Genomic DNA, 25,062 nt, shown 5'->3' on the forward strand with positions numbered 1-25,062 from the left:
ATCGATGATCAATACTCTTCTGGCGCTCGCCGGATTTGCCCTGACTGATCCCGCACCCGCACAGCATGCGAAACGCGTTCAGGCGTCAGGATCAACGGTGCCGCAGCCGGTGGTTACGGAAGATGAGGGCGTAGCGGGCCAATCGGCGGCGACCATGCGCGTTGCCGATTGGATCGCCGCGTCGGCGGACAACGGCGCTCTGCCCTATCTCATCATCGACAAAAACGCTGCTTCCCTCCTTCTGTTCGATGCGAAGGGTAAAGCGCTCGCCAAGGTCCCGGTGTTGATCGGCGTCGCCGTCGGGGACGATGCCAGCCCCGGCATCGGCAGCAAGAATCTCGCCGAGATCGGCCCCGCCGAGAAGACCACGCCTGCAGGACGCTTCCTTGCGAAATACGGACTGGCGGCCGGACGGCAAAAAGTGCTCTGGGTCGATTACGCCACGTCAGTGGCGCTTCATCCGATCCCCAAGGGGGCGAGCCCGAAGGAACGGCGCCGCCAGCGGATGCTGTCGCCGACCCCGGACGACAACCGCATCACATTCGGCTGCATCAACGTGCCCATGGCCTTCTACAACAAGAGCCTGCGCCCGCTTTTCCAGAAGAAGGGCGGATATGTCTATATACTGCCCGATACCAAGCCGCTTGAGGCGGTTTTCCCCCGCTTGCGGGTTCAGGCTCTCCTGAACGGCAGTTCGCGCTGACAGCGGGGCGCGAGTCTGAAATCAGTCGATCTGCCTGTTCGACGGGAAGCGTCGAGTTCCGGACCGTCTTCGTCCCTCTTCAGCCAGAGCGGGTTCACACGGCGCGCAGAGATCGGGGCAAAGTCGGCGCATGCCAAGCGCGGCAGGGGACGCCTTCCAAGCATCGCCAGGCCGAAGATCGTTGAACGCCGGTCGATCGAGAGCCGATCACGGCGCCGGGTAATGGCCTCTTCCCCACCCGGCAAGGGCGGGGAAGATTCCCGGATCGGCGCCGCGCCGAGGTGCTTAAAAGGCGGCGCTGATCGTGCCGAAGACCTGCCGCGGCGCCGACGAGTGGAACACGAGGACGGTGCCGGTCGCGTCGTCCGGCGCGAACACGCTGCTGTCCAGGTTCGCCGCATAGCGCTTGTTGGTTAGGTTAGTGACGTTGAGCGCCACCTTCGCCCCCTTCAGCAAGCCGAGGGTGCCGAAGTCGTAGCCGAGGCCAAGATCGAACGTGGTGTAGCCGGCGAAGCTCTGGTCGTTGGTGTAGGTATAGTAGCGCCGGCCGGTGTACTTGCCCTGCAGCGACGCCGAGAAGCCGCCCTGCTTCACGGTCACCACGCTCGACAGCATCTCCTTCGGCGTGTCCACCTGCTGCTTGCCGGCCGTGGCCTTGATCACACAGGTGGTGGTGCACCAGTTGAGGTCCTGGTCATAGGTGGACTTGTTGTACGAGGCCGAGTTGTACCAGTTCAGCCACGGCGCCGGCTTCCACAGCACGCCGAGCTCAACGCCCTTGCTCGTGACGCTCCCGGCATTGTGGAAGGAATTGCCGCAGCCCGGGTTCTGCTGCTGGTTCGTCGGGCAGGGATTGTACTGCAGCAGGCGGTTATTGAATTTCACATAATAGCCCGTCAGCGACGCCTGCAGCGTGCGGCTCACATAGCGATAGCCGCCTTCGACACTCTTCGACGTCTCAGGCTTCAACGTCTTGCCCTGCACATCCCAGACGGCCTGCGATACCGACTGCGGGCCGAGCTTGAAGCCCCCCTGGTACATCGCCATGTTTTCGGCATAGCTGGCGAACACCTCGTGCCCGGACGCGATCTTCCACCGCACGCCTACCTCGGGCAGGAAATTGTCCTTCGCCACCAGCGTGCCGCTCGCGAACTGGCTTGACGCAGGCGGCCCTGCCTTGGCGATACCGCGCATGGCCTGAGCATCCGACTTCGCATAGGTGCTCTTGAATCCGAAATCGACGCTCAGCGCATCGTCGAACAGCTTCACCGTGTCCTGGATGTAGAATTGTTCCGTCTTCCAGGTGGTCCGCTGAACCCACTGGGCGGTATCCGGCTGCCCCTTCAGAAATTGCGCAAGGCTGAACGGACCGGTGACATTGGTCCAGATGTAACGCGCGGCGCTACTGACATTGTCCTCCACCCAGAAGCCCGCCTCGAGGTGGTTGAAGCCGAGCTGCCAGCTCAGGCTTCCGAGCACGCCCGTGCGGTCGATGGTGTAGCGCGTGTCGCGGATCTGGACCGGAATGTCGTCAGCGGTGGATGGTGTTCCCTGAGTCGACCAGCCGGTGATGAAGTTGTTGCCGGCGCCCTTGTCCGTATGATGATAGATTTGTCCGCGTACGCTGAGGTTTTTGGTGAGGCTGAAATCTCCGGCGATGTAATAGAGATTGTCGTTGCGGAGGATCTGGCCGTTGGTGAAGGTGACGTCGGCGCGCTTCTCCGGCAGCGTCGAATCGACGCATTTGGTCGGGGCGGTCGGCGCGGTCACCGAGCAATAGGCACGGTCGAGATAGGCCTGCCAGTTCGGCGCATAGCCACCCCAGTCCCAGCCGAGCCGTCCGAGCATGTCCTTCGACAGATAGGCGTCATCGGCCTGGTTGGTGCGCGAAAGGTCGACAAAGGCAGTGATCGTGCCGCCGTCGAACTGGTATTTCAGCTTGGCGTTGAGTTGCTTGCCGGTGGACTTGTTATAGGCAGGCTGGTTCACGAACAGCTTCTGTTCGCTATACTGGCCGGAGATATAGGCGGAGAAACCGCCATGTTCGCCGGTATCGACGCGTACGAAGGTGCGCCTGCTGTCCGCGCTGCCGATCGTCCCGTTGACGGCGAGCCCCATATTCTTGTGCGGATCGCTGCTGAAATAGGTCAGCGCGCCGCCAAGGTTGCTGGTTGAGGGGATGGCAAGACCGGCGATGCCGGTCGCGAGATCGGCGCGGCCGAGATTCTCGGAGATCAGCGCGCGGCTGATGGTGAGGCCGTTATAGTTGTTGTAGGCGCCGTCGCCGAGCGGCATGCCGTCAAGCGTGTAGCCGAGGTGCGTGGTGTTGAAGCCGCGCACCTGAAGCGACAGCGACTGCTCGTTGACGCCCAGCGCGTCGATCGACTGAGCGCTCACGCCCGGCAGGAAGTTCAGCGCCTTCTGCACGCTGGTGCCGGGCGGCAGCACGTCGAGGTTCGACGGGACCAGGGTCAGGACCGAGCGGGTCTCACCGCTGCCGACGACGATGATGTCCTGAGCCTCGCCGTTGCCTGCCTCTCCGGGAAGAACATCGGCCGCCGTCACCGAAAGGGCCTCCTGTGCATTCGCCTGCGTGGCCACCGTAAAACAGGCAGCAGCCGTCAACGCGAAAACCGACTTTTGTAACATTTAGGCCCCCGTTTATAGAAAGCGCCGCAGGGACGTTTGTCCGCGGCGCCAAATCTTGTCAGGAGCGCGCCTATTCCACGCGTTGATGACATTCTCGCTACAGTCAGGGGCCTCCGCCCACTACGCCGTACCTGCCCCCCGCGCCGGGCAGGTCGGCGTCGCCCCGGTCAGGCCGCGTCTGGCCCGGAACCCGCTCTCGCCGACCCGACCATAGTCCCGCCACCGGGCGATCATGATCCGGTCGCCCGTCACCGAGCGAGGGAGGTAGTTCGCCAGGCCGGCAATGGCGGCAGGGGCACGGCGGCCATGGGTTTCGTCACGAGCCCCTCCCCGTGCCGCAAGCCCGATCGAAATCCGCCCGTCGTCCGGCAATGGCCGGCCCGACTGGTTACGGCGGCGGTTACGTTGAAAAACGTCGCCCGCGCAATGTTTGTTACGCAAAACTGCGGAATGGGCAGGGGCGACGTCGCCGCCGATCCTGGATTTGACTGACATGACATACCCCGACGCGTTGGGGCCCCGGTCCCGGACGCGCCGCTGGCAGCCTCCGGCAGAGATGGCCCGGTTCATATCGCCCTCGCGGCGCAATATGGCCGTGTGCCCGCGTCACGGCGTGGCCAGCGGAACCGTGCTCCCACCCGGACCGTTGGTTCCGACCAAGGCGGTACTGACATGACCGGTTCCCCGGCCCGAACCGACTTCACTTCCCGCAGCCTTACCGTGCAGGAGCAGCGCGATCGCTTCGAGGAAGTGTCGATCGAGTTCGCGAGCGGCGACGCCGAGGCAAGCGACGCCATGCTCGACCTGCTGACCGGCGATGCGATCAAGGAATGGCGGATGCAGGACGCGACCTTCTGGCAGCGGGTGAAGTTCCGCTCGCGCATGCTCCGCGCGATCGATCTCGGCGAGCAGCGCAAGGCGCCGGGAGCAGGCGAGAAGAACGCCGGCGGGCGATAAAAAAGCCCGTGAGGTCGTTTCCGACTTCACGGGCTTTTTAAATGGTGGGCGTGGCAAGGATTGAACTTGCGACCCCTGCGATGTCAACACAGTGCTCTACCACTGAGCTACACGCCCACGCGAGTTGGGGGCTCTAGCGAGGGTTATCGGCCCGCGCAAGCCGCCACGCGCTAAATCGTACCGGGATCAGATTCCCCGGGTCGCATTCTCCATTTCGAACATGCGATCGACCTCCATCACGAGGTCGCGAAGGTGAAACGGCTTGGAGAGGACACGGGCCTGCGGCACCGTCTTTCCGGCCTTCAGCGTGACGGCGGCGAAACCGGTGATGAACATGACGCGCAGGTCGGGGCACATCTCGCCCGCGCGCTGCGCCAGTTCGATACCGTCCATCTCCGGCATGACGATATCGGTGAGCAGCAGGTCGAAGGGTTCCGATTCGAGCAGCGGAATCGCCGCGGTGCCGCGATCGACCGCGCTGACCGCATAGCCCGAACGTTCGAGCGCACGCGTCAGATACTCGCGCATCACCCGGTCGTCCTCGGCCAACAATATCCTGATCATCACTGTCCCGCTCAGTCTGTGGCCCCGGTTTATGCGCGAAGCTCTTAAGATTTTCCAGCATCGCCACCACCAACGGCACCTTTCCGGAGCAAACCCCGATTGCGGCAACGGGAGGCGCATCCTAGGTTGGCCGCAATGGCCGACAGCGCCCTTTCCTTCGATCGATACGGTCCGCACGACCCGACCAGCCCGATCATCCTTTCCGTGCCGCACGCCGGGCGCGACTATCCGCTGGCGTTGCGGGCAGCGCTGCGGGTGCCGGTCGCGGCACTGACACCATTGGAGGATCGGCATATCGACGCCGTCGCCATCCTGGCGCGCGGCAACGAGACCATGCTGGTGCAACGGGTCGCGCGGGCATGGATCGACCTGAACCGCAGCGAGCAGGAGCGCGATCCGGGCATCGACGACGGCGCCGACCGGCAGGCGATGCCGCAGCAATCAGCCCGGATGCGCGGTGGGCTCGGCCTGGTGCCGCGCCGGGTTTCGGGCGCTGGCGACATCTGGCGGCGACGGCTCGACGGCGACGAGGTGATGGCGCGAATCGAGATGGATCACCGGCCCTATCATGCCGCCCTGACCGAGGCGCTGAAGCGCGCGCGCTCCCGCTTCGGCATCGCGATCCTGCTCGACCTCCATTCAATGCCGCCCCTCACGCCTGCGCAAGGCGCGGCGCGAATCGTGCTGGGCGATCGTTTCGGGCGATCGGCCGCCGCTCGATTCGTTCGCCGGCTTGAAAGCGAGGCCCGATCAGCCGGGATCGCGACCGCGCTGAACGCGCCCTATGCCGGCGGCCATATCCTCGACGCGCAGGCGCGGCCCAGAGCGGGCATCCATGCGATCCAGATCGAGTTCGACCGGTCGCTCTATCTCGATCCAGCGCTTGACGGCCCGGGGGATGGCATGACGGCGATCGCGACATTGCTGCGGCGGATGATCGACGCGGTGACGGACGAGGCGCTCGCATTGCCTGGCGCGATCGCCGCGGAATAGGCGTAGCTCAAAAAAAACCACCGCGTGCAATGCAGCACGCGGTGGCCAAGGTTCAGGGAGGAGACACACCCGAAGGTGTGCCGCACGGCCCCGCGAAAGGGGGGACACGGCGCCGCGCAACACCGATATAGGAGGGCGGTTTTCGCGCTTCAAGGGCGAAAAGAGCCGCTTTGATTATGCTTAGCCGATCATCCGGGATCGCTGGCCGATGCCGAAGGCCTATCGCAGGCCATCAGGGCACCCTGGAGTGCGAGCATCCGATCGGGCGGCGGGAAACGATGCCGCAGCGCCACAATGCAGCGCAGTGCCGTCAGGCGCACGGAAAGACTGGCGGCGGCGGGATTCCGCCGGCCGCGCAGCGAGTCCCGCGCCTGCCCTGCGGACCGGATCGCACCGCAAGGGAGCGATCCGCCCGGCGGGCGCGGGACCAGCGACGGTGTCAGACGGCCGGGAGCTGGGCCGGCACGAGGCCGAGCTGCATCTGACGGCTGAAGATGTCGCGCATCAGCGACAGCGAGAAGAGGTGAGCGTAGAGCAACGGCAGCATGCCGTTCTTGTGGATCTTGCGAAGCTGGTCGCCACGCAGATCGTTCAGCTTCTCTTCGTTCACGATGCGGAAACCGCGATAGATGAACGGCTGCTCGATGCCGTCCGCCTGGATGGTCGTCTCGCCGTCCATCAGCAGGTCCATCTCCTTCAGGTCGCGCATGAACTGAGCGGTGCGGGCACCGGCCTGTTCGAACGATTCGTTGAACTGCATGATGTTCTTGGTGATCTCTGAGGGCTGGCCGCCGTCGAACAGGGGCTCTCCTTCGAGATCGGCGCCGATGCCTTCGGAGGTCGGATCGAAGCAGAGCGACAATTCGTCAGCGCCGGGGCGCAGGCGCGCGAGCATGAACGGATAGCGCCGGATATAGGCGGGCACGTACATCATCGGCTCGGTCAGCAAGCCCTCGGCATCGACGAACACGTTGGTGCCTTCGTTGAGGCCCATCAGCGCGAGCGGGACGGCATCGTCGCCCTCCGTGAAGACGATCGGGAAATGACGCTGGACGAGCGGGAATTCGTCGACCGTCACGGGAATGGCATGCTGCCCGACGAGGAACTTCGCCTGAGTGAGCTGGCGCATCTTGAAGTTGACGTGAGTCTCGCTCGAAAGCGGCTCGAGCGCATTGTAGAATAGCGGAAGTTGCGATTGCGGCGCGCTGGCCATGAAAACTCTCCATCGGGACTGAATTAAGCGGCTTGTGCGTGCCGACGGTGCCCGGCTCTATGGTGCCCGCGATCCCGGCGCAAGCGCCACGAGCTTGCCGGGGTTCATAAGTGCTTCCGGATCGAACGCAGACTTGATCGCCCGCAGCGTGGCCATCCGGGCCGGCGAGGACAAGCGTTCCAGTTCGGCGACCTTCATCTGGCCGATGCCGTGCTCCGCCGAGATCGAGCCGCCGGCCGCCACGACCAGATCATTGACGAAGCGCGTCACCACCGGCGCTTCCTCAGCATACCAGTGCGCGGGATCGGCGCCGCGGGGCGCGCGCACATGGAAATGGACATTACCGTCGCCGAGATGGCCGAAAGCCATCGCCTCAGTCCCCGGGAAGCGCGCCTCGCAGGCAGCGCCGCCCTCGATCATGAAGCGCGGCATGCCCGACACCGGCACCGAGATATCGTGCTGAACAGCCGGACCGTTGGCGCGCTCCGCCTCGGAGATCGAATCGCGGATGTGCCAGAAGGCGTCAGCCTGCGCCTCGCTCGCCGCGATCACCGCGTCGGCGACCTGACTGTCCGCAAGCGCCGGTGCGAGCAGTCGCTCGAGCAGGTCGGCGGGCGGCTCGGCCGCCAGATCGGTGGCCACCGCCTCGATCAGCACGTGCCATTTGTGCACGCCGGCGAGCGGTGGCCGGGTGCCGGGGATATGCCGCAGCACCAAAGCCAGCGTGTCGTCGGGCACGATCTCGAAACTCTCGATCCGGTCGGTGCCCGCCTCAAGCCGCCGCAGCAGCGCGAGCGCCGTCACCGGATCGGCCAGCCCCGCCCAGGCCACCGCTCGCGCGGCGATAGCGGGCACAAGGCGCAGGGTCGCCGCGGTGATGACACCGAGCGTCCCCTCAGCCCCGATCAGCAACTGGTTGAGATCATAGCCGCGATTGTCCTTCTTGAGCGCGGCCAGCCCGTCATGGATACTGCCGTCGGGCAGCACAGCCTCTACGCCGGCGACGAGGCTGCGCATCGTGCCGAACCGCAGCACCTGGGTGCCGCCGGCGTTAGTCGAGGCGAGCCCGCCGATCGTCGCGCTGCCGCGCGCGCCGAGCGTCAGCGGAAAGCGCATGCCCCGATCGACGGCAGCGGCATGGAGATCCGCGAGGATCACCCCGGCTTCGGCAACGGCCAGGCCGTTCTCCGGCTCGATCGAGCGGATGCGGTTCATCCGCCGCAACGACAGGATCAGCGCCGAGCCGTCGGCGGGCGGCGTCGCGCCGCCGACCATCCCGGTATTGCCGCCTTGCGGCACCAGCGGCACGCGCAGATCGTGCGCGAGCGCCAGGATCGTCGCGACGCCGTCGCGGCTGTCCGGGGAAAGGATCGCGGGCGCCGCGCCATGATAACGACCGCGCCAATCCCGAAGCCAGGGCGCGATCGCTGCCTCGTCAGTGACGACCGCCTTCGGGCCAAGTCTTTCGCGAACCGAATCGGTCAGGCGGCGTTGAGCGGAAGTCATCAAGGCAGGCGTCATGGCCCGGCTCCTACCATGCGCGCCTTGATGCGCCAATTCATGCACTGTTCAAGCATTTCGGTTAACGCCGCGAAACGATGTCGCAGCCGGTGATTCTCGCGTTGATTCTGCTTGCCCTCGCGCCGGGTGCTTCGGTCGATGAATCGCGCCTCGACAAGGTCGAGGTCGCCCAGCTCACTGTGCACCAGCGGATCATCATCCGCATTCCTCGCCTGCCCTTCACCTCTCGCGAGCCGATCCAGGATCAGCAGTCAGTGAGCTGGTCCGAGAAGAAGGGGCCCAAATGCGTGGCGATGAGCGATCTGGTCGGCGCCGCCATTTCAGCGCCGGACAGCATCGACCTGATGATCGAGGACGGATCGAGGGTACGGGCCCGGCTCAACGATGATTGTCCGCCGCTCGATTATTATTCAGGCTATTATTTGAAACCGACCCAGGACGGCATGGTCTGCGCCGACCGCGACGCGATCCGTTCCCGCTCGGGCGGCTCCTGCCGGATCAAGGAATTCAAGCGGCTCGTGGCCAAAACCAGACGCTAAAATCGCCGCCACGCCGCCCCGGCGGGCCGCAAACACCCCTTTTTCTTGACAATCGCCCCCTTATCGGCAAGCGCTCAGGGGCTGGCCGGGCGTGATGACCGGGCCTTTTTCCGGACACCGCATGACCTTCGCCGACCTCGGCCTATCCGACCAACTTCTGAAAGCCGTCAACGAGTCCGGCTATACCGAGCCGACTCCGATCCAGGCGAGCGCGATCCCGAGCGTGCTGATGATGCGCGACATCATCGGCATCGCCCAGACGGGCACAGGCAAGACCGCAGCGTTCGTGCTGCCCATGATCGACATATTGGGCGAGGGCCGAAGCCGTGCGCGCATGCCGCGATCGCTGATTCTCGAACCGACGCGCGAACTCGCCGCGCAGGTGGCGGAGAATTTCGAGAAATACGGCAAATACCACAAGCTTTCGATGGCGTTGCTGATCGGCGGCGTGTCCATGGGCGACCAGCAAAAGGCGCTTGAAAAGGGCGTCGACGTGCTGATCGCCACGCCGGGCCGGCTGATGGACCTGTTCGGACGCGGCAAGATCCTGCTCACCGGCTGCGACCTGCTGGTGATCGACGAGGCAGACCGGATGCTCGACATGGGGTTCATCCCCGACATCGAGGAAATCTGCACCAAGCTGCCCAAGCAGCGCCAGACCCTGCTCTTCTCCGCGACCATGCCGCCGCCGATCAAGAAGCTGGCCGACAAATTCCTGAGCAATCCCAAGACGATAGAAGTTGCGCGCCCTGCGACCGCCAACACCAACATCAAGCAGTGGCTGGTCCCGGTCTCGGCCTCGAAGAAGCGCGAGAAGCTCGTCGCGCTGCTCGAGCATGAGGATGTGAAGACGGCGATCATCTTCTCGAACCGCAAGACGACGGTGCGCGACCTGAACAAGGCGCTGCAACGCCAGGGTTTCCGATCGAGCGAGATCCATGGCGACATGGAACAATCGCAGCGCATCGCCGAGCTCGACCGGTTCAAGGCCGGCGACGTCAACATCCTGGTCGCGTCGGACGTCGCGGCGCGCGGCCTCGACATCAAGGGCGTTAGCCACGTCTTCAATTTCGATGCACCCTGGCACCCCGACGATTATGTCCACCGGATCGGCCGCACCGGCCGCGCCGGCGCGACCGGCGTCGCCTTCACGCTGGTGACGGCTGACGACGCCGAGAACGTCGCCAATATCGAGAAGCTGACGGGCATGAAGATCGAGCGCTACGAAGGCGCCGAGGACGAGCCCGCATCCGCCACCACATCCCGCGGCCGGGGCGGCCGGACCAAGCCAGCCGCCAAGGCGCCGAAGGCAGCCCCCGAGAAGGCCAGGAGCGCAAAGCCGGAACCAGCCAGCGCGGATGCGGCGACCGAGACCGAGCGTCCAGCCCGGCCACCACGCACGCCGCGCGACTCACGTCCGCCTCGCGAAGAGCGGCCGGCGCGCGAAAGCCGCCCGCCGCGCCAGGAGCGACCCGCCGGCGACGACCGCCCCACGCGCGGCACGCAGGATGACGGCCCCGACGAGGGCTGGAACGGCCCGCTGCCCGACTTCCTGATGGCGAAGCTGACTTACTGACCGTTCGTGGACGGGATCGTCGAGACGGTACCAGTGAAGCGAATCGAAAGCCCCTGCGTCAACATCTGCGAGATGGACGCGGCCTCTGGCCTGTGCACGGGATGCGCACGGACCATCGATGAGATCGCCGGGTGGAGCAGCGGCAGTGCCGCGTGGCGGGACGCGGTGATGGCAGCGCTGCCTGGGCGAAGGGCCATCCTGCCTTAGCCCTACCTGGAAGCGGCAGGGCCAAGGCCGGGCGTCACCCCGCCTTTTCAGGCTCCGGCGCCGGCATCAGGGCGTTGTCCTTGTCATTCGCACGCCGATAAGCGTCGCGCGACATGATACGCTCAAGATAGGCGTCGAAGGCATCGCGTTTCGGCAGGGTGTCGAACTGGGTGCCCCACGCGACCTGCGATCCGACATAGACGTCAGCCGCGGTGAAGCTGTCGCCCGCGATATAGGGATGCGCCGACACCGCCTTTTCCAGCGTGTCGACCGCCAGATCGTAGTTGCCGTATCCGACCATGCGCTGCTGCTGGTCGCTGGGGATGAAGTTCATCGACTTGTTGGTTACCGCCTGCTCCATCGGGCCCGCCGTATAGAAGAGCCAGCGATAATAATCGGCGCGATCCGTGGTCGGCGGAGCAAGGCCAGCCTCCGGGAAACTGTCAGCAAGATAGGCGCAGATCGCCGCGCATTCAGTGATGATCCGTCCATTATGGACGATCGCCGGCACCTTCCCCATCGGATTGATCGACAGATAGGGCTCCTGCTTCATCGTCGAGGCATAGTCGAGCACCACCGTCTCATAATCGGCGCCGGTTTCCTCGAGCATCCAGCGCGCGATCCGCCCGCGCGACATCGGATTGGTGTATAGAACCAGGTCAGCAGCCATCTCGTCCTCTCCGAATCACGTTCGCAGAACATAAATGGAACACGACAAGGCGCCGGCGTCAAGGTCGCACCCTGACGCCGCGGGGAAATCACGCCAGTCGCGAAGTCGAACCCTCAGGCAGCGACGACGCTGATCCTGCTCACCTTGCTGTTGCTGTGCGCGAGGCTCTTCAGATCAGGCACTATCTTCATCATGTCGGCGACCATCGCGTCGCGGCTGCCGCCCTTGAAGGTCGCGCGAAGATCGGGGGCGACGGCCATATAGCCGGCGAGCGCATAGCGACGAGCAGTCTCCTCGGCCTTCGCGTCGAGCCCTGCCTCGTCGGGCATCACCACGACCACGCCGAGATTGGCCTTGCCGCGCGGCGCGGCAAAATAGCCCTCGAGCACCTTGCCACCGCGAAGCGCATAGCTGAGCTTGCGGGCATTGAGGCGGGAATCATCAGTCGCGGCGAGGGCGGAGCCGGCAAAGCCAAGCAAGCCAGACCCGACAACGGCGGGCGCGACCGAGAGCGCGGCCATTCGGCGCACGACACTGCGGCGGCCGATAGGCGCACGGCCCAATGCCTCGAAACCCTCAACGGGTTGCTCGTTGCTGTCTGACATGGATATTTTCCCCTGACACCGCCCTGCGCGGTTAAGAAAAGCGTAATCCTAATATATCCAAGATACAACCAAAACGAATGTAATCCGCGAGCGTGAATGCTGCATCCTTTGCTGCGGGCCGGACAGGCTATCCATGGATATGCCCGGGGAAACGCAGGAGCATGCTTTGTCACACAAGCATCGCCGCGGCCCGACCCAGCGTTCCGCGCACTGTCCCATTGTCGAACGCATGGGCAACGTCTTCAAAAGAAAACTGAATCCAGCGAAAGAACGGCGACCGGACGCCCCAGCTCTTCGAATCGCCCGTGGGGCGAGCGCGCAGCAGACGGGTCAGGCCGCGCGGTACCACCAGACGCCGTCACTGACCTGCTTGACCGCCCTGCCCTCGATCTCAAGCCGGCGGAGATGCGCCAGCGCCTCGCCCGTCGCCATGCCGAGCATGTCGGGGCCGATGGCGCGACGGAACAGCCGGCCGAAGCAGTCGACCGCACGCCGTGGCTCGGCAAGGAAGATTTCGAGCTCATCGAGGCGCTCCCGGTGTTCACGGTCCATCGCGTCGAGCCGGGTATGGAGACCAGTGAACGGATCGCCATGTCCGGGCAGGACGAGCAGATCGTGCGGAAGCAGGCGGAGCTTCGCGATCGAGGCGAACCATTCGCCAAGCGGGTCGGCCTCGGGCTCGGTGACGCCGAGCGAGACATTGGGGCTGATGCGCGGCAGGACCTGATCGCCCGCGATGAGGATGCCGGCGGATTCGTTCAACAGGCAGGCATGTTCCGGGCTGTGCCCCGAACCGACCACGATCCGCCACTCGCCACCGCCGATCGCCAGCGTGTCGCCGTCCTTGATACGGCGATAGCTGAGCGGCATCGGCGTCACGACCCGGCGGAAGCCCGCCCAGCCACGCTCGCTCGCATGGGCAACCTGCTCCTCATCCCAACCCGCGCCGCGCCAGAAGGCGATCATCTCCTCGGGCACAGCGTCGCGCGCATCGAGCATGACCGATCGCAAGGTGAGCCATTCCCCGCGTGTCATGACCAGCGGCGCCGAATGGTGCGCGCACATCCAGCCGGCAAGGCCGACATGATCGGGATGGAAATGCGTGCCGATCATCCGCGTGACGCGCGTGCCCGCCAGCGGACCGCGAAATACCGTCTTCCACGCATCCCGCGCATCAGGCAGGTTCATGCCCGCGTCGACCAGCGCGACGCCGTCCTCATCGTCGATCAGCCAGCAATTGACGTGCTTGAGTGGTCCCGGAACGGTCAGTCGCACCCAGCGGATGCCAGGCGCCACCGCCATGACGTCACCCGCCGCGGTCTCCCGGCCACCAAAGGGATAAGTGAGACCCTTGTGGCTGGTGGGGACGAAGCTTTCGTCAGCGACGAACGCGGCATCGGAGCGGGAAGCAGTGGCCATAGGTTGCGACTAGCAACGGAACTATGGGCAAGTCACGCGACAAATATATGGGCCGAGAGAGCCCCCCTCATCCGCTCGTTTCGAGCGACGCCGAGAAACATTGATGGAGCGCGGGCTTCGGTTTCTCGACGTCGCTCGAAACGAACGGAGAAAAGGACCGCTTGCCCGCTCTCACCTCAACGGCGGAACAGGCTTTCAGCGGTCGGCTCGGCCGATGCCGGGGCCTCGCCCGCTTCCGCCGCTTCGGCGTCGCGTGCAAGCTGCTCGCGCTGGGCGCGCAGTTCGACGATCAGTGCCTCGCGATCACCCTCGAGGCGCGTATCGACCGGCGCCTCGATACCGGCCGCCTTGGCCGCCTTCGCCACCGCCGCGTCAAGCTCGCGCTGAGTCGTCAGGCCGAGCGTCACGGGATCCTTCGGGGTGATGTTCGCGATGTTCCAGTGGCTGCGATCGCGGATCGCGGCGATGGTGGTGCGGGTCGTGCCGATCAGGTTGCCGATCGCGCCGTCGCTGATCTCCGGATGGTTGCGGATGATCCAGGCGATGCCGTCGGGCTTGTCCGACCGCTTCGACACGGGGGTGTAGCGCGGGCCCTTGGTGCGACGAACCTGTTCAGGGCCCTTCAGCATGATCAGGCGGTAATCCGGATTTGCCTGGCCCTTGTCGATCTCGTCCTGGGTCAGCTCGTGCGCGCGAACAGGATCGCGGCCGGTGAGCTTGGTCGCCGCAGTATCGTCGGCGATCGCCTGGACTTCGAGGATATGCAGGCCGCAGAATTCGGCAATCTGCTCGAAGCTGAGCGATGTATTGTCAACCAGCCAGGAGGCGGTCGCGTGGGGCATGAGCGGCTGGGCCACCGGAAACTCCTTAGAAACAATAAGGGCCGCCCCTTTCGGAGCGGCCGCACAATGACGTTGACTTAGTCCCCCTTGCGCGGTGAGGCAAGGCTCAGGCCGCAATCGCTTCGTCGGCATCGACCGGGACGAGCGCGTTCAGGAACTGACGGGCACTTGCTTCCCAGGTGAAGGTCCGGCCGTAAGCGGCGCAGGCGCCGCGATCCCTGGTGAGCGCCGCCCCGATCGCGACGGACAAATCATCGTCCATCGCGCCGACCGCATCGGTCAATATGTCGACCGGGCCGGTGACGGGATAGGCGGCGACCGGCACGCCGCAGGCCAGCGCCTCGATCATCACCAGCCCGAACGTATCGGTGCGGCTGGGGAACACGAACACGTCGGCGCTGGCATAGGCAGCCGCCAGATCGGCACCGAAGCGAGGGCCGAGGAACATCGCCTCCGGATAGCGCGCTTCGAGCGACGCGCGCGCCGGACCGTCCCCGACGATCACCTTGGTGCCCGGGTGATCGTTGGTCAGGAAGGCCTCGATATTCTTCTCCACGGCGACGCGGCCGACATAGAGCTGGATCGGCCGCGCCAGCCTGGCAAGGGCCGGATCCGGCGTGACGGCGGCCGAGAAGGTCGAAAGATCGACGCCCCGGCCCCAATGCCGCACATTCTCCAGCCCATGCTGCTTGAGCGTCGCGGCGATCGACGGAGTCGACGCAAGGATCGACTGCGCGGGCGCATGGAACCAGCGGATATAACGCCAGATCCATTCCGGGTTCACGCCGGTCCGTGCCGAGACATAGTCGGGGAACTGCGTGTGGTAAGCGGTGGTGAACGGGAAATCGTTCATCAGGCACCAGCGCCGCGCCGCGAGGCATACCGGCCCCTCGGTCGCGAGATGGATCGCCTGCGGATTGAAATCGGCAAGCATCCTGCCGACCGCATTGGTCCTGGCAAAGGCGAGGCGGATTTCGGGGTAGGTAGGACAGGGCATGGAGTAGAACAGGTCGGGCGAGACGACCATCACCACATGCCCCTGGCGCTCGAGCTCGGCGCGCACGGCTTGCAGCGTCCGCACCACGCCGTTCACCTGGGGGGCCCACGCATCAGTGGCGATCGCGATGCGCACGCTCGTCAGGCCGCCAGCGTCTCGATCTTCGCCGCTTCCCGTTCGGCGATCTCGTCGGCCCAGTGCAGCAACTCCATCCGCCCGTCGAAATGCTCGACAAGAGCGGTACAGCCCTCCACCCAGTCACCATCGTTATAATATTCGATGCCGCCGATGTTACGGAATTCAGCGGTATGGATGTGCCCGCAGACGACGCCGTCGACGCCCCGCGCGCCGGCTGCCTGAGCGATCACTTCCTCATAGTTGGAGATGAACTCCACCGCGTTCTTCACCTTGGCCTTGGCGTGTTTCGACAGCGACCAATAGGGCAACTGGAAAAAGCGGCGATACGCGTTCACCAACCTGTTGAGCGCCATCATGAATTCATACGCCGCATCACCGACATGCGCGAGCCATTTGTGCGTGAGCGTGATCATGTCGAACTCGTCGCCATGGAGCACCAACAACCGGCGGCCGTCGGCGGTTTCATGGATCGCCTTGCGGCGGATCGAGACGCCGCCAAAATCAAGCCCGGTGAACTGGCGCATCACCTCGTCATGATTGCCGGGGATATAGATCACCTCGGTGCCGCGCTTGGCCCGCTTCAGGATTCGCCACACCACGTCGTTGTGCGAGGCCGGCCAGTAGAATTTCTTCTTGAGCCGCCAGCCGTCGATGATGTCGCCGACAAGGTACATCCGCTCGCTGTCGACATGGTCGAGAAAGTCGATCAGCATGTCGGCATTGCAACCGCGAGTACCGAGATGGATATCCGAAATCCAGATCGTGCGATATTTGCAGCGATCCGTGACCTCGCGTTCCGGAATCGATGGTTTGGAATTGGCGAAATCGGCGAAATCGGCGATGCTATTGTCCATCGCGATCCTGGTTACAGCGTCCATCCCGGCATCGTCCCGCGCAGCCCTTGATGGGCCTGCGCTATGGCCGATTTTTGTTACAGCTTGATTCCACTGATGTGAAAGGCGGGTTACGCTTTCATCGCAATATGATGCGGCTCGGCCTCGACCCGGGCGAGCCAGGCGCCGACCGCCGGATAGCGCCCGAGTTCGAAACCGCCATCGTCGGCGACATGGGTATAGGGGTAGAGCGTGATGTCGGCGAGAGTCAGCCGGTCGCCGACGAAAAACGGCGAGCGGGACAAATGGTCGTCCATCAGCTCAAGCGCGGCCTCTCCCGCCGCCTGCTTGGCGGGTATTTGCGCCCGCCGCAGATCGTCCAGCCCGGCCTCGCCGATGACATGCCGCCAGAAACGCAGCGTCGCGACATTGGGCTCGTGATTATACTGCTCCCAGAACATCCAGCGGAACATGTCGGCGCGGTCGAAGCGGTCGTGCGGAATCAGGCCGGACCCGTCGGCCAGATAGATGCAGGCGGCATTGCTTTCCGGCAGATAGTCGTCCCCGACCTGGAGCACCGGGATGCGGCCATTGGCGTTGACGCCGCCGAGGAACGCCTCCGACCGGGTCTCGCCCTTCATGATGTCATATTCGCGCCGTTCGAGCGGAATGCCGAGATGCGCGGCGGTGAGCCGGATCTTGTAACAGTTTCCCGACGCGGCATATTCGTGAAGGATCAGGCTGGACATGTGGCGCTCCCTTGATCGCCCTTGTCATCACGCGACCGCATGGCCCGTCAAATCAAATGCAATGGGCGATCAACAAGCGGACCTTGTCGGACACCAGGGTGAACGATGATCCTTTGCGTCAAGCCAGGTCACGAACCCGCCAATCGCGAACCTTCGCCAACGGCGAATGGCTCAGGGACGAGGAACGGATATGGGCCTGGTGCACGAATATGCCTCTTTGTAGGGCCGACCCCAGCAGCTCAGGAATCCATCCAGTACGTTGAGGTTTGGCGGCCAGGCAACCATCATCGGTTTTCCATCCGGTCCGACCGGCGAAAAGGCCGGCGGACGCGGCAACCTTGCCAGTCGGTCGCGAGCCGTCTCCGCGGCTTGGCGGTCATTGCGCAGGAAAGCGATGGTCCCGTCAACGTAAAGGTTCCAACCAAATCCTGCGTCTTCGGCCGGCGTTCTTCTCGAACGCTCGAAGAGGGAGATTGCAGCCTTCGTCTGCCCGGACTTCGCGCGCAACTGCCCTTCGTGCCAGTACAAGATACCAGCCGTGTTCTCGTGCGCCTCCCTCCAAAGCTTGATCAGGTCGGCCCCTTCAACATCACAGCCCGAACTGGCCAATAGTCGCCATCCACCCGTGATATCCTGATCGAACTGCTTCTCGTCCAGCGCAAGCATCGCTGCCCTGTCATATGCACAACGCTCAGTCGGCGGCTGCTGTATCAGACCTCCAAGTGCGAGAAGCGCGCCGAGCATGATCATGCTTGCTGAATGTCAGCTTCCAGGCCAGTTCGCAACACATCGGGGCGTGGCCTTTCGCCTGGCATTGAAGGCCGAGCATTTTCCATCATCTATCGCCGACAACCGGGTGAAACCAGCCAACGGGGCCGGAATGACGGGCAGCCCACCCCTTGCGGTCCCGTGGTTGCCGCGACATTCTCCCGTGATGGGGTGGATTGCAGATTTCATCATTCAGGGCTTTTGGGAGGGCGTTGTTGAGGCGGCCTATCGCAAATGGGGCTGGACGGGCGGCATCATTGCGTTCCTTGCGCCTTTCGCCGTTGGAGCTTTCATACTCTGGCTTTTGATAAGATAAGGGAAAGCCGTGCGCCTGTTCGTGACTGGCCCGACTGGTAGCGGCAAGACGACGTTCGCGGCCAGAGTAGCGAGGGAGGCGGCGCTGCCGTTATATTCGCTCGACGACCTTCATTGGATTCGACATCCCGATGGAGATCGGCGGCGTGCACCCGAGGAGCGTCTGGCTTTGTTGCGACCACTGGCTCGACAGACCCGCTGGGTCATTGAAGGCGTTCAATTCAAATGGGCGGACGCGGCGCTGGACAACGCCGACAAGATCGTCGTCCTGGATCTTCCCCGCTGGCGCAATACCCTGCGCATCGTACGCCGCTTTCTCAGTCGGGGTCGTTTTTCAAGCCACGACCCCCGCGCCACATGGGCGGCGCTCGGACAGGAGATGCGCTGGTCCAAGGACTATTATGATCACGAACGCGCGCTGCTGTTCGAAAAGCTTGGCCGGCACGAGGAGAAGGTCGTCAAGGTTCGTGACGATCATGTCCTGCGCGAAACGCTCGAAGATATCATCTCGACGACCGCGATCGAACGAGACGTGCGTGCATGATCGAGAATGGCACGCAGGCGGGCGTCTGAACTGATCGGTCGGGATAAAGACCGAAGCGTGACATCCGGTCAGCGGGTAGGACGTCCCGCCGCCGAATAAAATGATATGACAGCTCGCTCGTGTCACACATCGTTGAGCTGCCTCGTCATCGTATATGAGGGATGGCGATGCTCGGTGAAACGATGATTGATGAGGCGACGAGTATGGATGACGGGGCTTCCGAATCGGTTGCCGCGTTCAATCGGCTTCGGCCGACGCTCCTGCGGGTCGCCTATCGCATGCTCGGCTCGGTCACGGATGCCGAAGATATGGTCCAGGAGGCCTTCATCCGCTGGACGAGGCTCGATCGTTCCGACATTCGCGAGCCGGCCGCCTTTCTCCGCAACGTCGTGACACGCCTTTGCCTCGATCAGATGAAGTCAGCACGCAGCCGGCGCGAGGAATATGTCGGCCTCTGGCTGCCCGAACCTGAAATCGAGGATGCGTTCGATGAGATGGACGACATCACGCTGCCGTTGATGCTGGCGCTGGAGCGACTGACCCCGCTGGAGCGAGCCGCATTCCTTCTTCACGACGTCTTCGGCGTCAGTTTCGCCGAGGTAGCGGAGACGATCGGGCGAGACCCGGCGACATGCCGGCAGCTCGCCAGCCGGGGTCGGGTTCATGTTCGCTCCGAACGCGCTCGTTTCCACCTGCCGCAGCAACGCGGCTTCGAGCTCGCCGAGGCGTTCTTCGCCGCCTCGCGCGATGGCGACATAGGACGTTTGCGGACGATGCTCGCCGCCGATGTCGCTATTCAGGCCGACGGTGGAGGCAGGGTGGCGACAAGCCAGGCTGTTATCGGCCTCGATAATGCGATTTCCCTGTTTGTAGGGCTGAGGAAACTCTTTGAGCGCAGTCCGTCGCGATTGCTGCGCTATGCACTCATCAACGGCCTTCCCGGCTTCGTCACGATCGAGGAAGGTTTTACGCTCCAGACGACCGCGATCGAGCCGGGGCCTGACGGCATCACTGCCATCTATGTCACCCGCAATCCGGACAAGCTTCAGCATCTGGCCGACCGAGCCGGGGCGGCAAACTGAACCATTTCATCACCACATCAGGAGGCAGAATTGCGCGTCGCGATCATCTATCACAGCGGCTATGGGCACACCGAACGACAGGCTATTGCGGTCCGCCAGGGCGTCGAGGAGGTCGACGGGGCCGAGGCGCTCTTCCTTAGGGTAGAGGACGCCGAGAGACGCTGGAGCGATCTCGATACGGCGGACGCCATTATCTTCGGCACCCCGACCTATTGCGGCGGCGTGTCTGCCAGGTTCAAGGCATTTGCCGAGGCAAGTTCGAACGCGGTGATGCGTCACGCGGGGTGGCAGGATAAACTGGCGGCGGGCTTCACCAACTCCGGATCGCACGCGGGCGACAAGCTGGGAACGCTGGTCCAGCTTGCGATGTTCGCCGCGCAGCATGGAATGCACTGGATCAACCTGGCGCTCCCGCCAGCCAATAATTCAGCCACCGGGTCCGAACATGACCTTAACCGGCTTGGATTCTGGCTCGGCGCTGGCGCGCAATCGAACGTCGATGCCAGCGCCGATGTGACACCGCCCGAAGCCGATCTCGCCACCGCCCGCCATCTCGGACGACGCGTCGCCCAAACCGCGCAGCAGTTCGCGCGCGGCGCCGCCAAGGCTTGTTATACTCTTCCTGGAAACGGCCAATAGGACGCCTCTAAAAACCTATGGCGATTGAGGGCGTGAGATGATTCACTGCATCCCGTGAGAACGGGAGGCAGCGATGGTACAACGCGGTTTCTTCGATGTTGATGATCGGCTTGCGGCACTGTCGGCGGCGGGGGATCCACTGGAACGGCTGAGCGCGGTGGTTGATTTCGCGTTGTTCCGGCCGGTGCTGGATGCGGCGCTTGCGCGGTCGGATCGCAGTCGCGGCGGGAGGCCACCCTATGACGCGGTACTGATGTTCAAGGTGCTGGTGCTGCAGGCGCTGTACAGCCTGTCGGACGATGCGTGCGAGTTCCAGATCCGCGACCGGCTGTCGTTCATGCGCTTCCTGGGGCTTGGGCTTGGCGACCGGGTGCCCGATGCCAAGACGATCTGGTTGTTCCGCGAGCAACTCGTCCAGGCGAAGGCGATCGAGAAGCTGTTCGCGGGCTTCGACGATGCGCTGCACGGGTCGGGTTATCTGGCGATGGGAGGGCAGATCATCGACGCGACCGTCGTGGCGGCACCACGCCAGAAGCTGAGCGACGAGGAGAAGGTCACGATCAAGGGCGGCGGCACGCCGGGACATTGGTCGCCAGCCAAGCGCCGGCAGAAGGACACCGACGCGCGTTGGACGATAAAGCGCGGCCGCCGCAAGCGCAGCGAGGCGAGCGAGATGAAGGCCAAAGGTGTCGAGATCGCGGTGCCGGTTTTCGGCTACAAGAACCACGCCGGGATCGACCGCCGCCATGGCCTGATCCGACGATGGGAGGTGACCAGTGCCGCCGCGCACGACAGCCGGCCGTTCGAGGGGCTGCTCGATCCGAGGAACACCGCATCGCCGGTATGGGCCGACACCGCCTATCGCTCGAAGCGCAACGAAGCCGCGATGGCGAAGCGCGGGCTTGTCTCGAAGGTCCATTTCCGCAAGCCGAAGAACAAGGACCTGCCGGCGCATCATGCCCGCGCCAACGCCGCAAGGTCACCAGTCCGCTCGGCCGTCGAGCACGTCTTTGCCGGGCAAAAGCACCGCATGAAGCTGTTCGTGCGCACCATCGGCATCGCCCGCGCCAAGGTAAAGATCGGCATGGTCAACCTCGCCTACAACTTCAGCCGCCTCGCCTGACTCGAAGCCCGAGTTGCGCCTGCTTGACCGGATTTGCGCCCGATCAGGCACCCTCAGGGGCAGCGAACCGGCCAATACGCCCTTGTCGATGCCGGCAAACCCGCCATCCAGACCATGCCGACGCCGTCATCACCGTTCAAAGGCATTCTTCGAGGTGTCCTAGTGCATCACTGGATTTATTGCAGGGCGAATTGTCTTCACATCGATTGTGTTGGCCGATGACAAAACGTCGCCCGCCATAATATTTATTTCCAGCTGCACTCCATCGGATTTATCGGCCGTTGTTCCAAGATTGGTGACGGACGCAGCTATACCGTAGTTAGGATAACGAGGTTGCGGCAATGACTTCACAAAACTGACGCGGCCCGGTGGAGTGGTATGTGTCGCCGTGCCCTTTAGGGCCGGACGCCAGCCTGCATTATCGGCGAATGCATTGGTAGCGCCATCGCCAACCGATCGATCTTCTAAACCACTGACGATGATGTCACATCTGTCGACCCACGACCTCAAGACAGCCCAAACACCGCCTGTTGAAGTTTTAAACTGATATACGAACTGCGGCGGCACGCCAGCAGCGGAAGTTGCGATATAACGCCGCACAATGTCGGGAGTATCATTGATGCTTTGCACGCGGCCCATGGAACGCGGCATGTTCATGTAGATCGCCACAGGCGATGTTGTCTCGAACCTTCCCGTAGCCGCCGCCACCGAGCAGGCAGATATTGCAGAGGTTAACGCGTTGGACGCGGAAGGAATATCAGCTGCGGAAGCGGCGCTAGACGGCAACATCACGCACAATGTTGCAAGGCTTCCAACAACAGTTTTAAGCATGATGTGACCTCATTTGATATTTCCCCTCCTATGAGATTTCCCGCTAACGAACGATTAAGTTTCGATATCGGGCCAGATCGGAATGTCCCCAATTCTGAGCCGCTTCGGACGTGCCGAATGGCGACTAAAAGGCATTTTCTGCCGCGCACCTTTAGCCTATCGTGCATCCTTTGACTTCGATGAGTAGCCATGACTGACATTCCGTCCTCAGCTACGGCCCTACCCGGCATCAGCGCGGCCGAGGGTCGTGTCCCGGTGAGTGGTGTAGCTGGTGTGGGTGGTCACCGATGATCTTCGGATAAGGTTGGGTTGCGAGCTCAACTTGAACGAGGACACACCGATGACCGACGACACGATGGACCTGCGCGCGCTGGTGGGAAAGAGCCCGGACGCGGATTTCCTGCGAGAGATGATCGGCTTTGCGGCAAAGCGGCTGATGGAACTGGAGGTGGGTGGCCTGACGGGTGCCGCCTACGGCGAGAAGGATGCCGAGCGTGTCGTGCAGCGCAACGGCTATCGCGAGCGCGACTGGGAGACCCGGGCGGGCACGGTCGAGCTGCGCATCCCCAAGCTACGCAAGGGCAGCTACTTTCCGGGCTTCCTCGAGCCACGCCGGCTTGCCGAGAAGGCGCTGACCGCGGTGATCCAGGAAGCCTATATCCAGGGCATCTCGACCCGCTCGGTCGATGATCTGGTGCAGGCCATGGGCGGGGCCGGCATCTCGAAGAGCCAGGTGAGCCGGCTTTGCGAGGAGATCGACGAACGGGTCCACACCTTCCTCGACCGGCCGATCGAGGGCGACTGGCCGTATATCTGGATCGACGCCACCTATCTAAAGGTCCGCCAGGCCGGCCGGATCGTCTCGGTCGCGGTCATCATCGCCGTCGGCGTCAACAGCGACGGCCGGCGCGAAGTGCTCGGCATGGATATCGGCGCATCGGAGGCGGCGACCTTCTGGACCGCGTTCCTGCGCAAGCTCACCCGGCGCGGCCTCAGGGGCGTCAAGCTGGTGATCTCGGATGCGCATGAGGGCATCAAGGCCGCCGTGTCCCAGGTGCTTTGTGCAAGCTGGCAACGCTGCCGGGTGCACTTCATGCGTAACGCGCTCGCTCATGCCGGAAAGACCCAGCGCCGCGTCGTCTCAGCCTTTGTCGGCACCGCCTTCGCGCAGGACGACGAAGCTGCCGCCAAGGCGCAGTGGCGACAGGTCGCCGATCAACTGCGGCCTCGTGTCCCCAAGCTCACCGCCTTCATGGACGATGCGGAAACCGAGGTGCTGACCTACATGTCCTTCCCCAAGGACCATCGTACCAAGATCCACTCGAACAATCCCATCGAGCGCCTCAATGGCGAGATCAATCGGACACCTCGAAGAACGCCTTTGAACGGTGATGACGGCGTCGGCATGGTCTGGATGGCGGGTTTGCCGGCATCGACAAGGGCGTATTGGCCGGTTCGCTGCCCCTGAGGGTGCCTGATCGGGCGCAAATCCGGTCAAGCAGGCGCAACTCGGGCTTCGAGCCAGGCGAGGCGGCTGAAGTTGTAGGCGAGGTTGACCATGCCGATCTTTACCTTGGCGCGGGCGATGCCGATGGTGCGCACGAACAGCTTCATGCGGTGCTTTTGCCCGGCAAAGACGTGCTCGACGGCCGAGCGGACTGGTGACCTTGCGGCGTTGGCGCGGGCATGATGCGCCGGCAGGTCCTTGTTCTTCGGCTTGCGGAAATGGACCTTCGAGACAAGCCCGCGCTTCGCCATCGCGGCTTCGTTGCGCTTCGAGCGATAAGCGGTGTCGGCCCATACCGGCGATGCGGTGTTCCTCGGATCGAGCAGCCCCTCGAACGGCCGGCTGTCGTGCGCGGCGGCACTGGTCACCTCCCATCGTCGGATCAGGCCATGGCGGCGGTCGATCCCGGCGTGGTTCTTGTAGCCGAAAACCGGCACCGCGATCTCGACACCTTTGGCCTTCATCTCGCTCGCCTCGCTGCGCTTGCGGCGGCCGCGCTTTATCGTCCAACGCGCGTCGGTGTCCTTCTGCCGGCGCTTGGCTGGCGACCAATGTCCCGGCGTGCCGCCGCCCTTGATCGTGACCTTCTCCTCGTCGCTCAGCTTCTGGCGTGGTGCCGCCACGACGGTCGCGTCGATGATCTGCCCTCCCATCGCCAGATAACCCGACCCGTGCAGCGCATCGTCGAAGCCCGCGAACAGCTTCTCGATCGCCTTCGCCTGGACGAGTTGCTCGCGGAACAACCAGATCGTCTTGGCATCGGGCACCCGGTCGCCAAGCCCAAGCCCCAGGAAGCGCATGAACGACAGCCGGTCGCGGATCTGGAACTCGCACGCATCGTCCGACAGGCTGTACAGCGCCTGCAGCACCAGCACCTTGAACATCAGTACCGCGTCATAGGGTGGCCTCCCGCCGCGACTGCGATCCGACCGCGCAAGCGCTGCATCCAGCACCGGCCGGAACAACGCGAAATCAACCACCGCGCTCAGCCGTTCCAGTGGATCCCCCGCCGCCGACAGTGCCGCAAGCCGATCATCAACATCGAAGAAACCGCGTTGTACCATCGCTGCCTCCCGTT

Annotated in this window: 26 protein-coding genes, 1 tRNA gene and 1 pseudogene; 12 read left to right on the forward strand and 16 right to left on the reverse strand. The window is 63.8% G+C overall.

Translation table 11 applies throughout. The annotated features are described in order from the left end of the window. Positions 1 to 4: 4 nt before the first annotated feature. On the forward strand, positions 5 to 703 hold the full coding sequence (locus NDN01_RS15295) for a hypothetical protein (protein WP_272622583.1): 699 nt from the start codon (positions 5 to 7) through the stop codon (positions 701 to 703). Positions 704 to 988: 285 nt separating this feature from the next. On the opposite strand, the gene NDN01_RS15300 is transcribed toward NDN01_RS15295, so the two are convergent. Together NDN01_RS15300 and NDN01_RS15305 are read right to left on the reverse strand one after the other, a co-directional pair. After that, positions 989 to 3,268, reverse strand: coding sequence for a TonB-dependent receptor (locus NDN01_RS15300; RefSeq protein WP_272622585.1), 2,280 nt, complete (start codon positions 3,266 to 3,268; stop codon positions 989 to 991). 204 nt (positions 3,269 to 3,472) lie between these two features. After that, entirely contained in the window at positions 3,473 to 3,793 is a 321-nt protein-coding gene (locus NDN01_RS15305; protein WP_272622586.1) for a hypothetical protein, read from the reverse strand. Positions 3,794 to 4,024: 231 nt separating this feature from the next. On the opposite strand from NDN01_RS15305, the gene NDN01_RS15310 reads away from it, so the two are divergent. Further along, a complete protein-coding gene (locus NDN01_RS15310; protein ID WP_272622587.1) occupies positions 4,025 to 4,309 on the forward strand; it encodes a hypothetical protein in 285 nt (94 codons plus the stop codon). 42 nt (positions 4,310 to 4,351) lie between these two features. Here the strand turns inward: NDN01_RS15310 and NDN01_RS15315 are convergent. Both NDN01_RS15315 and cpdR read right to left on the reverse strand, forming a co-directional pair. Beyond that, positions 4,352 to 4,426: transfer RNA gene (locus tag NDN01_RS15315), tRNA-Val, on the reverse strand. A 69-nt stretch (positions 4,427 to 4,495) separates the two neighbouring features. After that, on the reverse strand, positions 4,496 to 4,873 hold the full coding sequence (gene cpdR, locus NDN01_RS15320; protein ID WP_272622588.1) for a cell cycle two-component system response regulator CpdR: 378 nt from the start codon (positions 4,871 to 4,873) through the stop codon (positions 4,496 to 4,498). Between the two features lie 135 nt (positions 4,874 to 5,008). Here cpdR and NDN01_RS15325 point away from each other — a divergent pair, with 135 nt between their 5' ends. Next, entirely contained in the window at positions 5,009 to 5,866 is an 858-nt protein-coding gene (locus NDN01_RS15325; protein ID WP_272622589.1) for an N-formylglutamate amidohydrolase, read from the forward strand. Positions 5,867 to 6,305: 439 nt separating this feature from the next. On the opposite strand, the gene NDN01_RS15330 is transcribed toward NDN01_RS15325, so the two are convergent. Both NDN01_RS15330 and NDN01_RS15335 read right to left on the reverse strand, forming a co-directional pair. After that, entirely contained in the window at positions 6,306 to 7,079 is a 774-nt protein-coding gene (locus NDN01_RS15330; RefSeq protein WP_272622590.1) for a SapC family protein, read from the reverse strand. 57 nt (positions 7,080 to 7,136) lie between these two features. After that, positions 7,137 to 8,600 carry an FAD-binding oxidoreductase gene (locus NDN01_RS15335; protein ID WP_272622591.1) on the reverse strand — a complete coding sequence of 488 codons (1,464 nt, stop codon included), beginning with the start codon at positions 8,598 to 8,600 and terminating at the stop codon, positions 7,137 to 7,139. A gap of 77 nt (positions 8,601 to 8,677) precedes the next feature. On the opposite strand from NDN01_RS15335, the gene NDN01_RS15340 reads away from it, so the two are divergent. From NDN01_RS15340 to NDN01_RS15350, 3 genes are all read left to right on the forward strand, one after another. Continuing rightward, positions 8,678 to 9,139: a hypothetical protein gene (locus tag NDN01_RS15340; RefSeq protein WP_272622592.1), complete on the forward strand. Its 462-nt coding sequence runs from the start codon at positions 8,678 to 8,680 to the stop codon at positions 9,137 to 9,139. Between the two features lie 121 nt (positions 9,140 to 9,260). After that, the gene (locus tag NDN01_RS15345) at positions 9,261 to 10,715 is read left to right on the forward strand and encodes a DEAD/DEAH box helicase (RefSeq protein ID WP_272622593.1); all 1,455 of its coding nucleotides are present in this window, start codon (positions 9,261 to 9,263) and stop codon (positions 10,713 to 10,715) included. Between the two features lie 72 nt (positions 10,716 to 10,787). Continuing rightward, on the forward strand, positions 10,788 to 10,922 hold the full coding sequence (locus NDN01_RS15350; protein ID WP_443025251.1) for a DUF1289 domain-containing protein: 135 nt from the start codon (positions 10,788 to 10,790) through the stop codon (positions 10,920 to 10,922). Positions 10,923 to 10,956: 34 nt separating this feature from the next. Here NDN01_RS15350 and NDN01_RS15355 read toward each other — a convergent pair whose 3' ends face one another. The 8 genes from NDN01_RS15355 to NDN01_RS15390 form a co-directional block, all read right to left on the reverse strand. Next, complete coding sequence (locus NDN01_RS15355; RefSeq protein WP_272622594.1) at positions 10,957 to 11,592, reverse strand: glutathione S-transferase family protein; 636 nt, start codon at positions 11,590 to 11,592, stop codon at positions 10,957 to 10,959. A gap of 113 nt (positions 11,593 to 11,705) precedes the next feature. After that, positions 11,706 to 12,197: a dienelactone hydrolase family protein gene (locus NDN01_RS15360; RefSeq protein ID WP_272622595.1), complete on the reverse strand. Its 492-nt coding sequence runs from the start codon at positions 12,195 to 12,197 to the stop codon at positions 11,706 to 11,708. Between the two features lie 330 nt (positions 12,198 to 12,527). Next, positions 12,528 to 13,616: an MBL fold metallo-hydrolase gene (locus tag NDN01_RS15365; protein ID WP_272622597.1), complete on the reverse strand. Its 1,089-nt coding sequence runs from the start codon at positions 13,614 to 13,616 to the stop codon at positions 12,528 to 12,530. Between the two features lie 176 nt (positions 13,617 to 13,792). After that, entirely contained in the window at positions 13,793 to 14,473 is a 681-nt protein-coding gene (locus NDN01_RS15370; protein WP_272622599.1) for a DUF1013 domain-containing protein, read from the reverse strand. Between the two features lie 91 nt (positions 14,474 to 14,564). After that, a complete protein-coding gene (locus tag NDN01_RS15375; protein WP_272622602.1) occupies positions 14,565 to 15,590 on the reverse strand; it encodes a glycosyltransferase family 4 protein in 1,026 nt (341 codons plus the stop codon). 5 nt (positions 15,591 to 15,595) lie between these two features. Next, positions 15,596 to 16,471, reverse strand: coding sequence for a UDP-2,3-diacylglucosamine diphosphatase (locus tag NDN01_RS15380; protein WP_272622604.1), 876 nt, complete (start codon positions 16,469 to 16,471; stop codon positions 15,596 to 15,598). A gap of 86 nt (positions 16,472 to 16,557) precedes the next feature. Then, positions 16,558 to 17,175: a glutathione S-transferase family protein gene (locus tag NDN01_RS15385; RefSeq protein WP_272622606.1), complete on the reverse strand. Its 618-nt coding sequence runs from the start codon at positions 17,173 to 17,175 to the stop codon at positions 16,558 to 16,560. 171 nt (positions 17,176 to 17,346) lie between these two features. Beyond that, complete coding sequence (locus tag NDN01_RS15390; RefSeq protein ID WP_272622607.1) at positions 17,347 to 17,925, reverse strand: hypothetical protein; 579 nt, start codon at positions 17,923 to 17,925, stop codon at positions 17,347 to 17,349. Here NDN01_RS15390 and NDN01_RS15395 point away from each other — a divergent pair. The 5 genes from NDN01_RS15395 (at position 17,918) to NDN01_RS15415 (ending at position 21,646) form a co-directional block, all read left to right on the forward strand. Then, the gene (locus NDN01_RS15395; RefSeq protein WP_272622609.1) at positions 17,918 to 18,259 is read left to right on the forward strand and encodes a hypothetical protein; all 342 of its coding nucleotides are present in this window, start codon (positions 17,918 to 17,920) and stop codon (positions 18,257 to 18,259) included. The genes NDN01_RS15390 and NDN01_RS15395 overlap by 8 nt on opposite strands. 9 nt (positions 18,260 to 18,268) lie before the next feature. Continuing rightward, on the forward strand, positions 18,269 to 18,802 hold the full coding sequence (locus NDN01_RS15400) for a hypothetical protein (protein ID WP_272622611.1): 534 nt from the start codon (positions 18,269 to 18,271) through the stop codon (positions 18,800 to 18,802). 203 nt (positions 18,803 to 19,005) lie between these two features. Further along, complete coding sequence (locus NDN01_RS15405) at positions 19,006 to 19,884, forward strand: sigma-70 family RNA polymerase sigma factor (RefSeq protein WP_272622612.1); 879 nt, start codon at positions 19,006 to 19,008, stop codon at positions 19,882 to 19,884. Positions 19,885 to 19,914: 30 nt separating this feature from the next. Continuing rightward, a complete protein-coding gene (locus NDN01_RS15410) occupies positions 19,915 to 20,523 on the forward strand; it encodes a flavodoxin family protein (RefSeq protein WP_272622614.1) in 609 nt (202 codons plus the stop codon). 73 nt (positions 20,524 to 20,596) lie between these two features. Next, positions 20,597 to 21,646, forward strand: a complete 1,050-nt coding sequence (locus NDN01_RS15415; protein ID WP_272622616.1) for an IS5 family transposase — start codon at positions 20,597 to 20,599, stop codon at positions 21,644 to 21,646. A 159-nt stretch (positions 21,647 to 21,805) separates the two neighbouring features. Here NDN01_RS15415 and NDN01_RS15420 read toward each other — a convergent pair whose 3' ends face one another. After that, the gene (locus NDN01_RS15420) at positions 21,806 to 22,477 is read right to left on the reverse strand and encodes a hypothetical protein (RefSeq protein ID WP_272622618.1); all 672 of its coding nucleotides are present in this window, start codon (positions 22,475 to 22,477) and stop codon (positions 21,806 to 21,808) included. Positions 22,478 to 22,817: 340 nt separating this feature from the next. Here NDN01_RS15420 and NDN01_RS15425 point away from each other — a divergent pair. Further along, a pseudogene (locus tag NDN01_RS15425) lies at positions 22,818 to 23,840 on the forward strand (IS256 family transposase); the annotation flags it as partial. A 131-nt stretch (positions 23,841 to 23,971) separates the two neighbouring features. Here the strand turns inward: NDN01_RS15425 and NDN01_RS15430 are convergent. Next, positions 23,972 to 25,048 carry an IS5 family transposase gene (locus NDN01_RS15430; RefSeq protein ID WP_272621981.1) on the reverse strand — a complete coding sequence of 359 codons (1,077 nt, stop codon included), beginning with the start codon at positions 25,046 to 25,048 and terminating at the stop codon, positions 23,972 to 23,974. Between the last annotated feature and the right edge of the window lie 14 nt (positions 25,049 to 25,062).

Origin of the sequence: Sphingomonas sp. QA11 (assembly GCF_028473665.1) — a bacterium.
Lineage (GTDB): Bacteria > Pseudomonadota > Alphaproteobacteria > Sphingomonadales > Sphingomonadaceae > Sphingomonas > Sphingomonas phytovorans.

What these genes read in the sequence shown, in the direction of transcription:
- cpdR (WP_272622588.1), bottom strand. Translation starts at nt 4,873, where the DNA reads ATGATCAGGATATTGTTGGCCGAGGACGACCGGGTGATGCGCGAGTAT.
- NDN01_RS15380 (WP_272622604.1), bottom strand. Translation starts at nt 16,471, where the DNA reads ATGGACGCTGTAACCAGGATCGCGATGGACAATAGCATCGCCGATTTC.
- NDN01_RS15395 (WP_272622609.1), top strand. Translation starts at nt 17,918, where the DNA reads ATGATCATGCTTGCTGAATGTCAGCTTCCAGGCCAGTTCGCAACACAT.
- NDN01_RS15415 (WP_272622616.1), top strand. Translation starts at nt 20,597, where the DNA reads ATGGTACAACGCGGTTTCTTCGATGTTGATGATCGGCTTGCGGCACTG.
- NDN01_RS15340 (WP_272622592.1), top strand. Translation starts at nt 8,678, where the DNA reads ATGTCGCAGCCGGTGATTCTCGCGTTGATTCTGCTTGCCCTCGCGCCG.
- NDN01_RS15385 (WP_272622606.1), bottom strand. Translation starts at nt 17,175, where the DNA reads ATGTCCAGCCTGATCCTTCACGAATATGCCGCGTCGGGAAACTGTTAC.
- NDN01_RS15360 (WP_272622595.1), bottom strand. Translation starts at nt 12,197, where the DNA reads ATGTCAGACAGCAACGAGCAACCCGTTGAGGGTTTCGAGGCATTGGGC.
- NDN01_RS15330 (WP_272622590.1), bottom strand. Translation starts at nt 7,079, where the DNA reads ATGGCCAGCGCGCCGCAATCGCAACTTCCGCTATTCTACAATGCGCTC.
- NDN01_RS15390 (WP_272622607.1), bottom strand. Translation starts at nt 17,925, where the DNA reads ATGATCATGCTCGGCGCGCTTCTCGCACTTGGAGGTCTGATACAGCAG.
- NDN01_RS15420 (WP_272622618.1), bottom strand. Translation starts at nt 22,477, where the DNA reads ATGCTTAAAACTGTTGTTGGAAGCCTTGCAACATTGTGCGTGATGTTG.
- NDN01_RS15345 (WP_272622593.1), top strand. Translation starts at nt 9,261, where the DNA reads ATGACCTTCGCCGACCTCGGCCTATCCGACCAACTTCTGAAAGCCGTC.
- NDN01_RS15355 (WP_272622594.1), bottom strand. Translation starts at nt 11,592, where the DNA reads ATGGCTGCTGACCTGGTTCTATACACCAATCCGATGTCGCGCGGGCGG.
- NDN01_RS15295 (WP_272622583.1), top strand. Translation starts at nt 5, where the DNA reads ATGATCAATACTCTTCTGGCGCTCGCCGGATTTGCCCTGACTGATCCC.
- NDN01_RS15335 (WP_272622591.1), bottom strand. Translation starts at nt 8,600, where the DNA reads ATGACGCCTGCCTTGATGACTTCCGCTCAACGCCGCCTGACCGATTCG.
- NDN01_RS15310 (WP_272622587.1), top strand. Translation starts at nt 4,025, where the DNA reads ATGACCGGTTCCCCGGCCCGAACCGACTTCACTTCCCGCAGCCTTACC.
- NDN01_RS15365 (WP_272622597.1), bottom strand. Translation starts at nt 13,616, where the DNA reads ATGGCCACTGCTTCCCGCTCCGATGCCGCGTTCGTCGCTGACGAAAGC.
- NDN01_RS15350 (WP_443025251.1), top strand. Translation starts at nt 10,788, where the DNA reads ATGGACGCGGCCTCTGGCCTGTGCACGGGATGCGCACGGACCATCGAT.
- NDN01_RS15430 (WP_272621981.1), bottom strand. Translation starts at nt 25,048, where the DNA reads ATGGTACAACGCGGTTTCTTCGATGTTGATGATCGGCTTGCGGCACTG.
- NDN01_RS15325 (WP_272622589.1), top strand. Translation starts at nt 5,009, where the DNA reads ATGGCCGACAGCGCCCTTTCCTTCGATCGATACGGTCCGCACGACCCG.
- NDN01_RS15405 (WP_272622612.1), top strand. Translation starts at nt 19,006, where the DNA reads ATGGATGACGGGGCTTCCGAATCGGTTGCCGCGTTCAATCGGCTTCGG.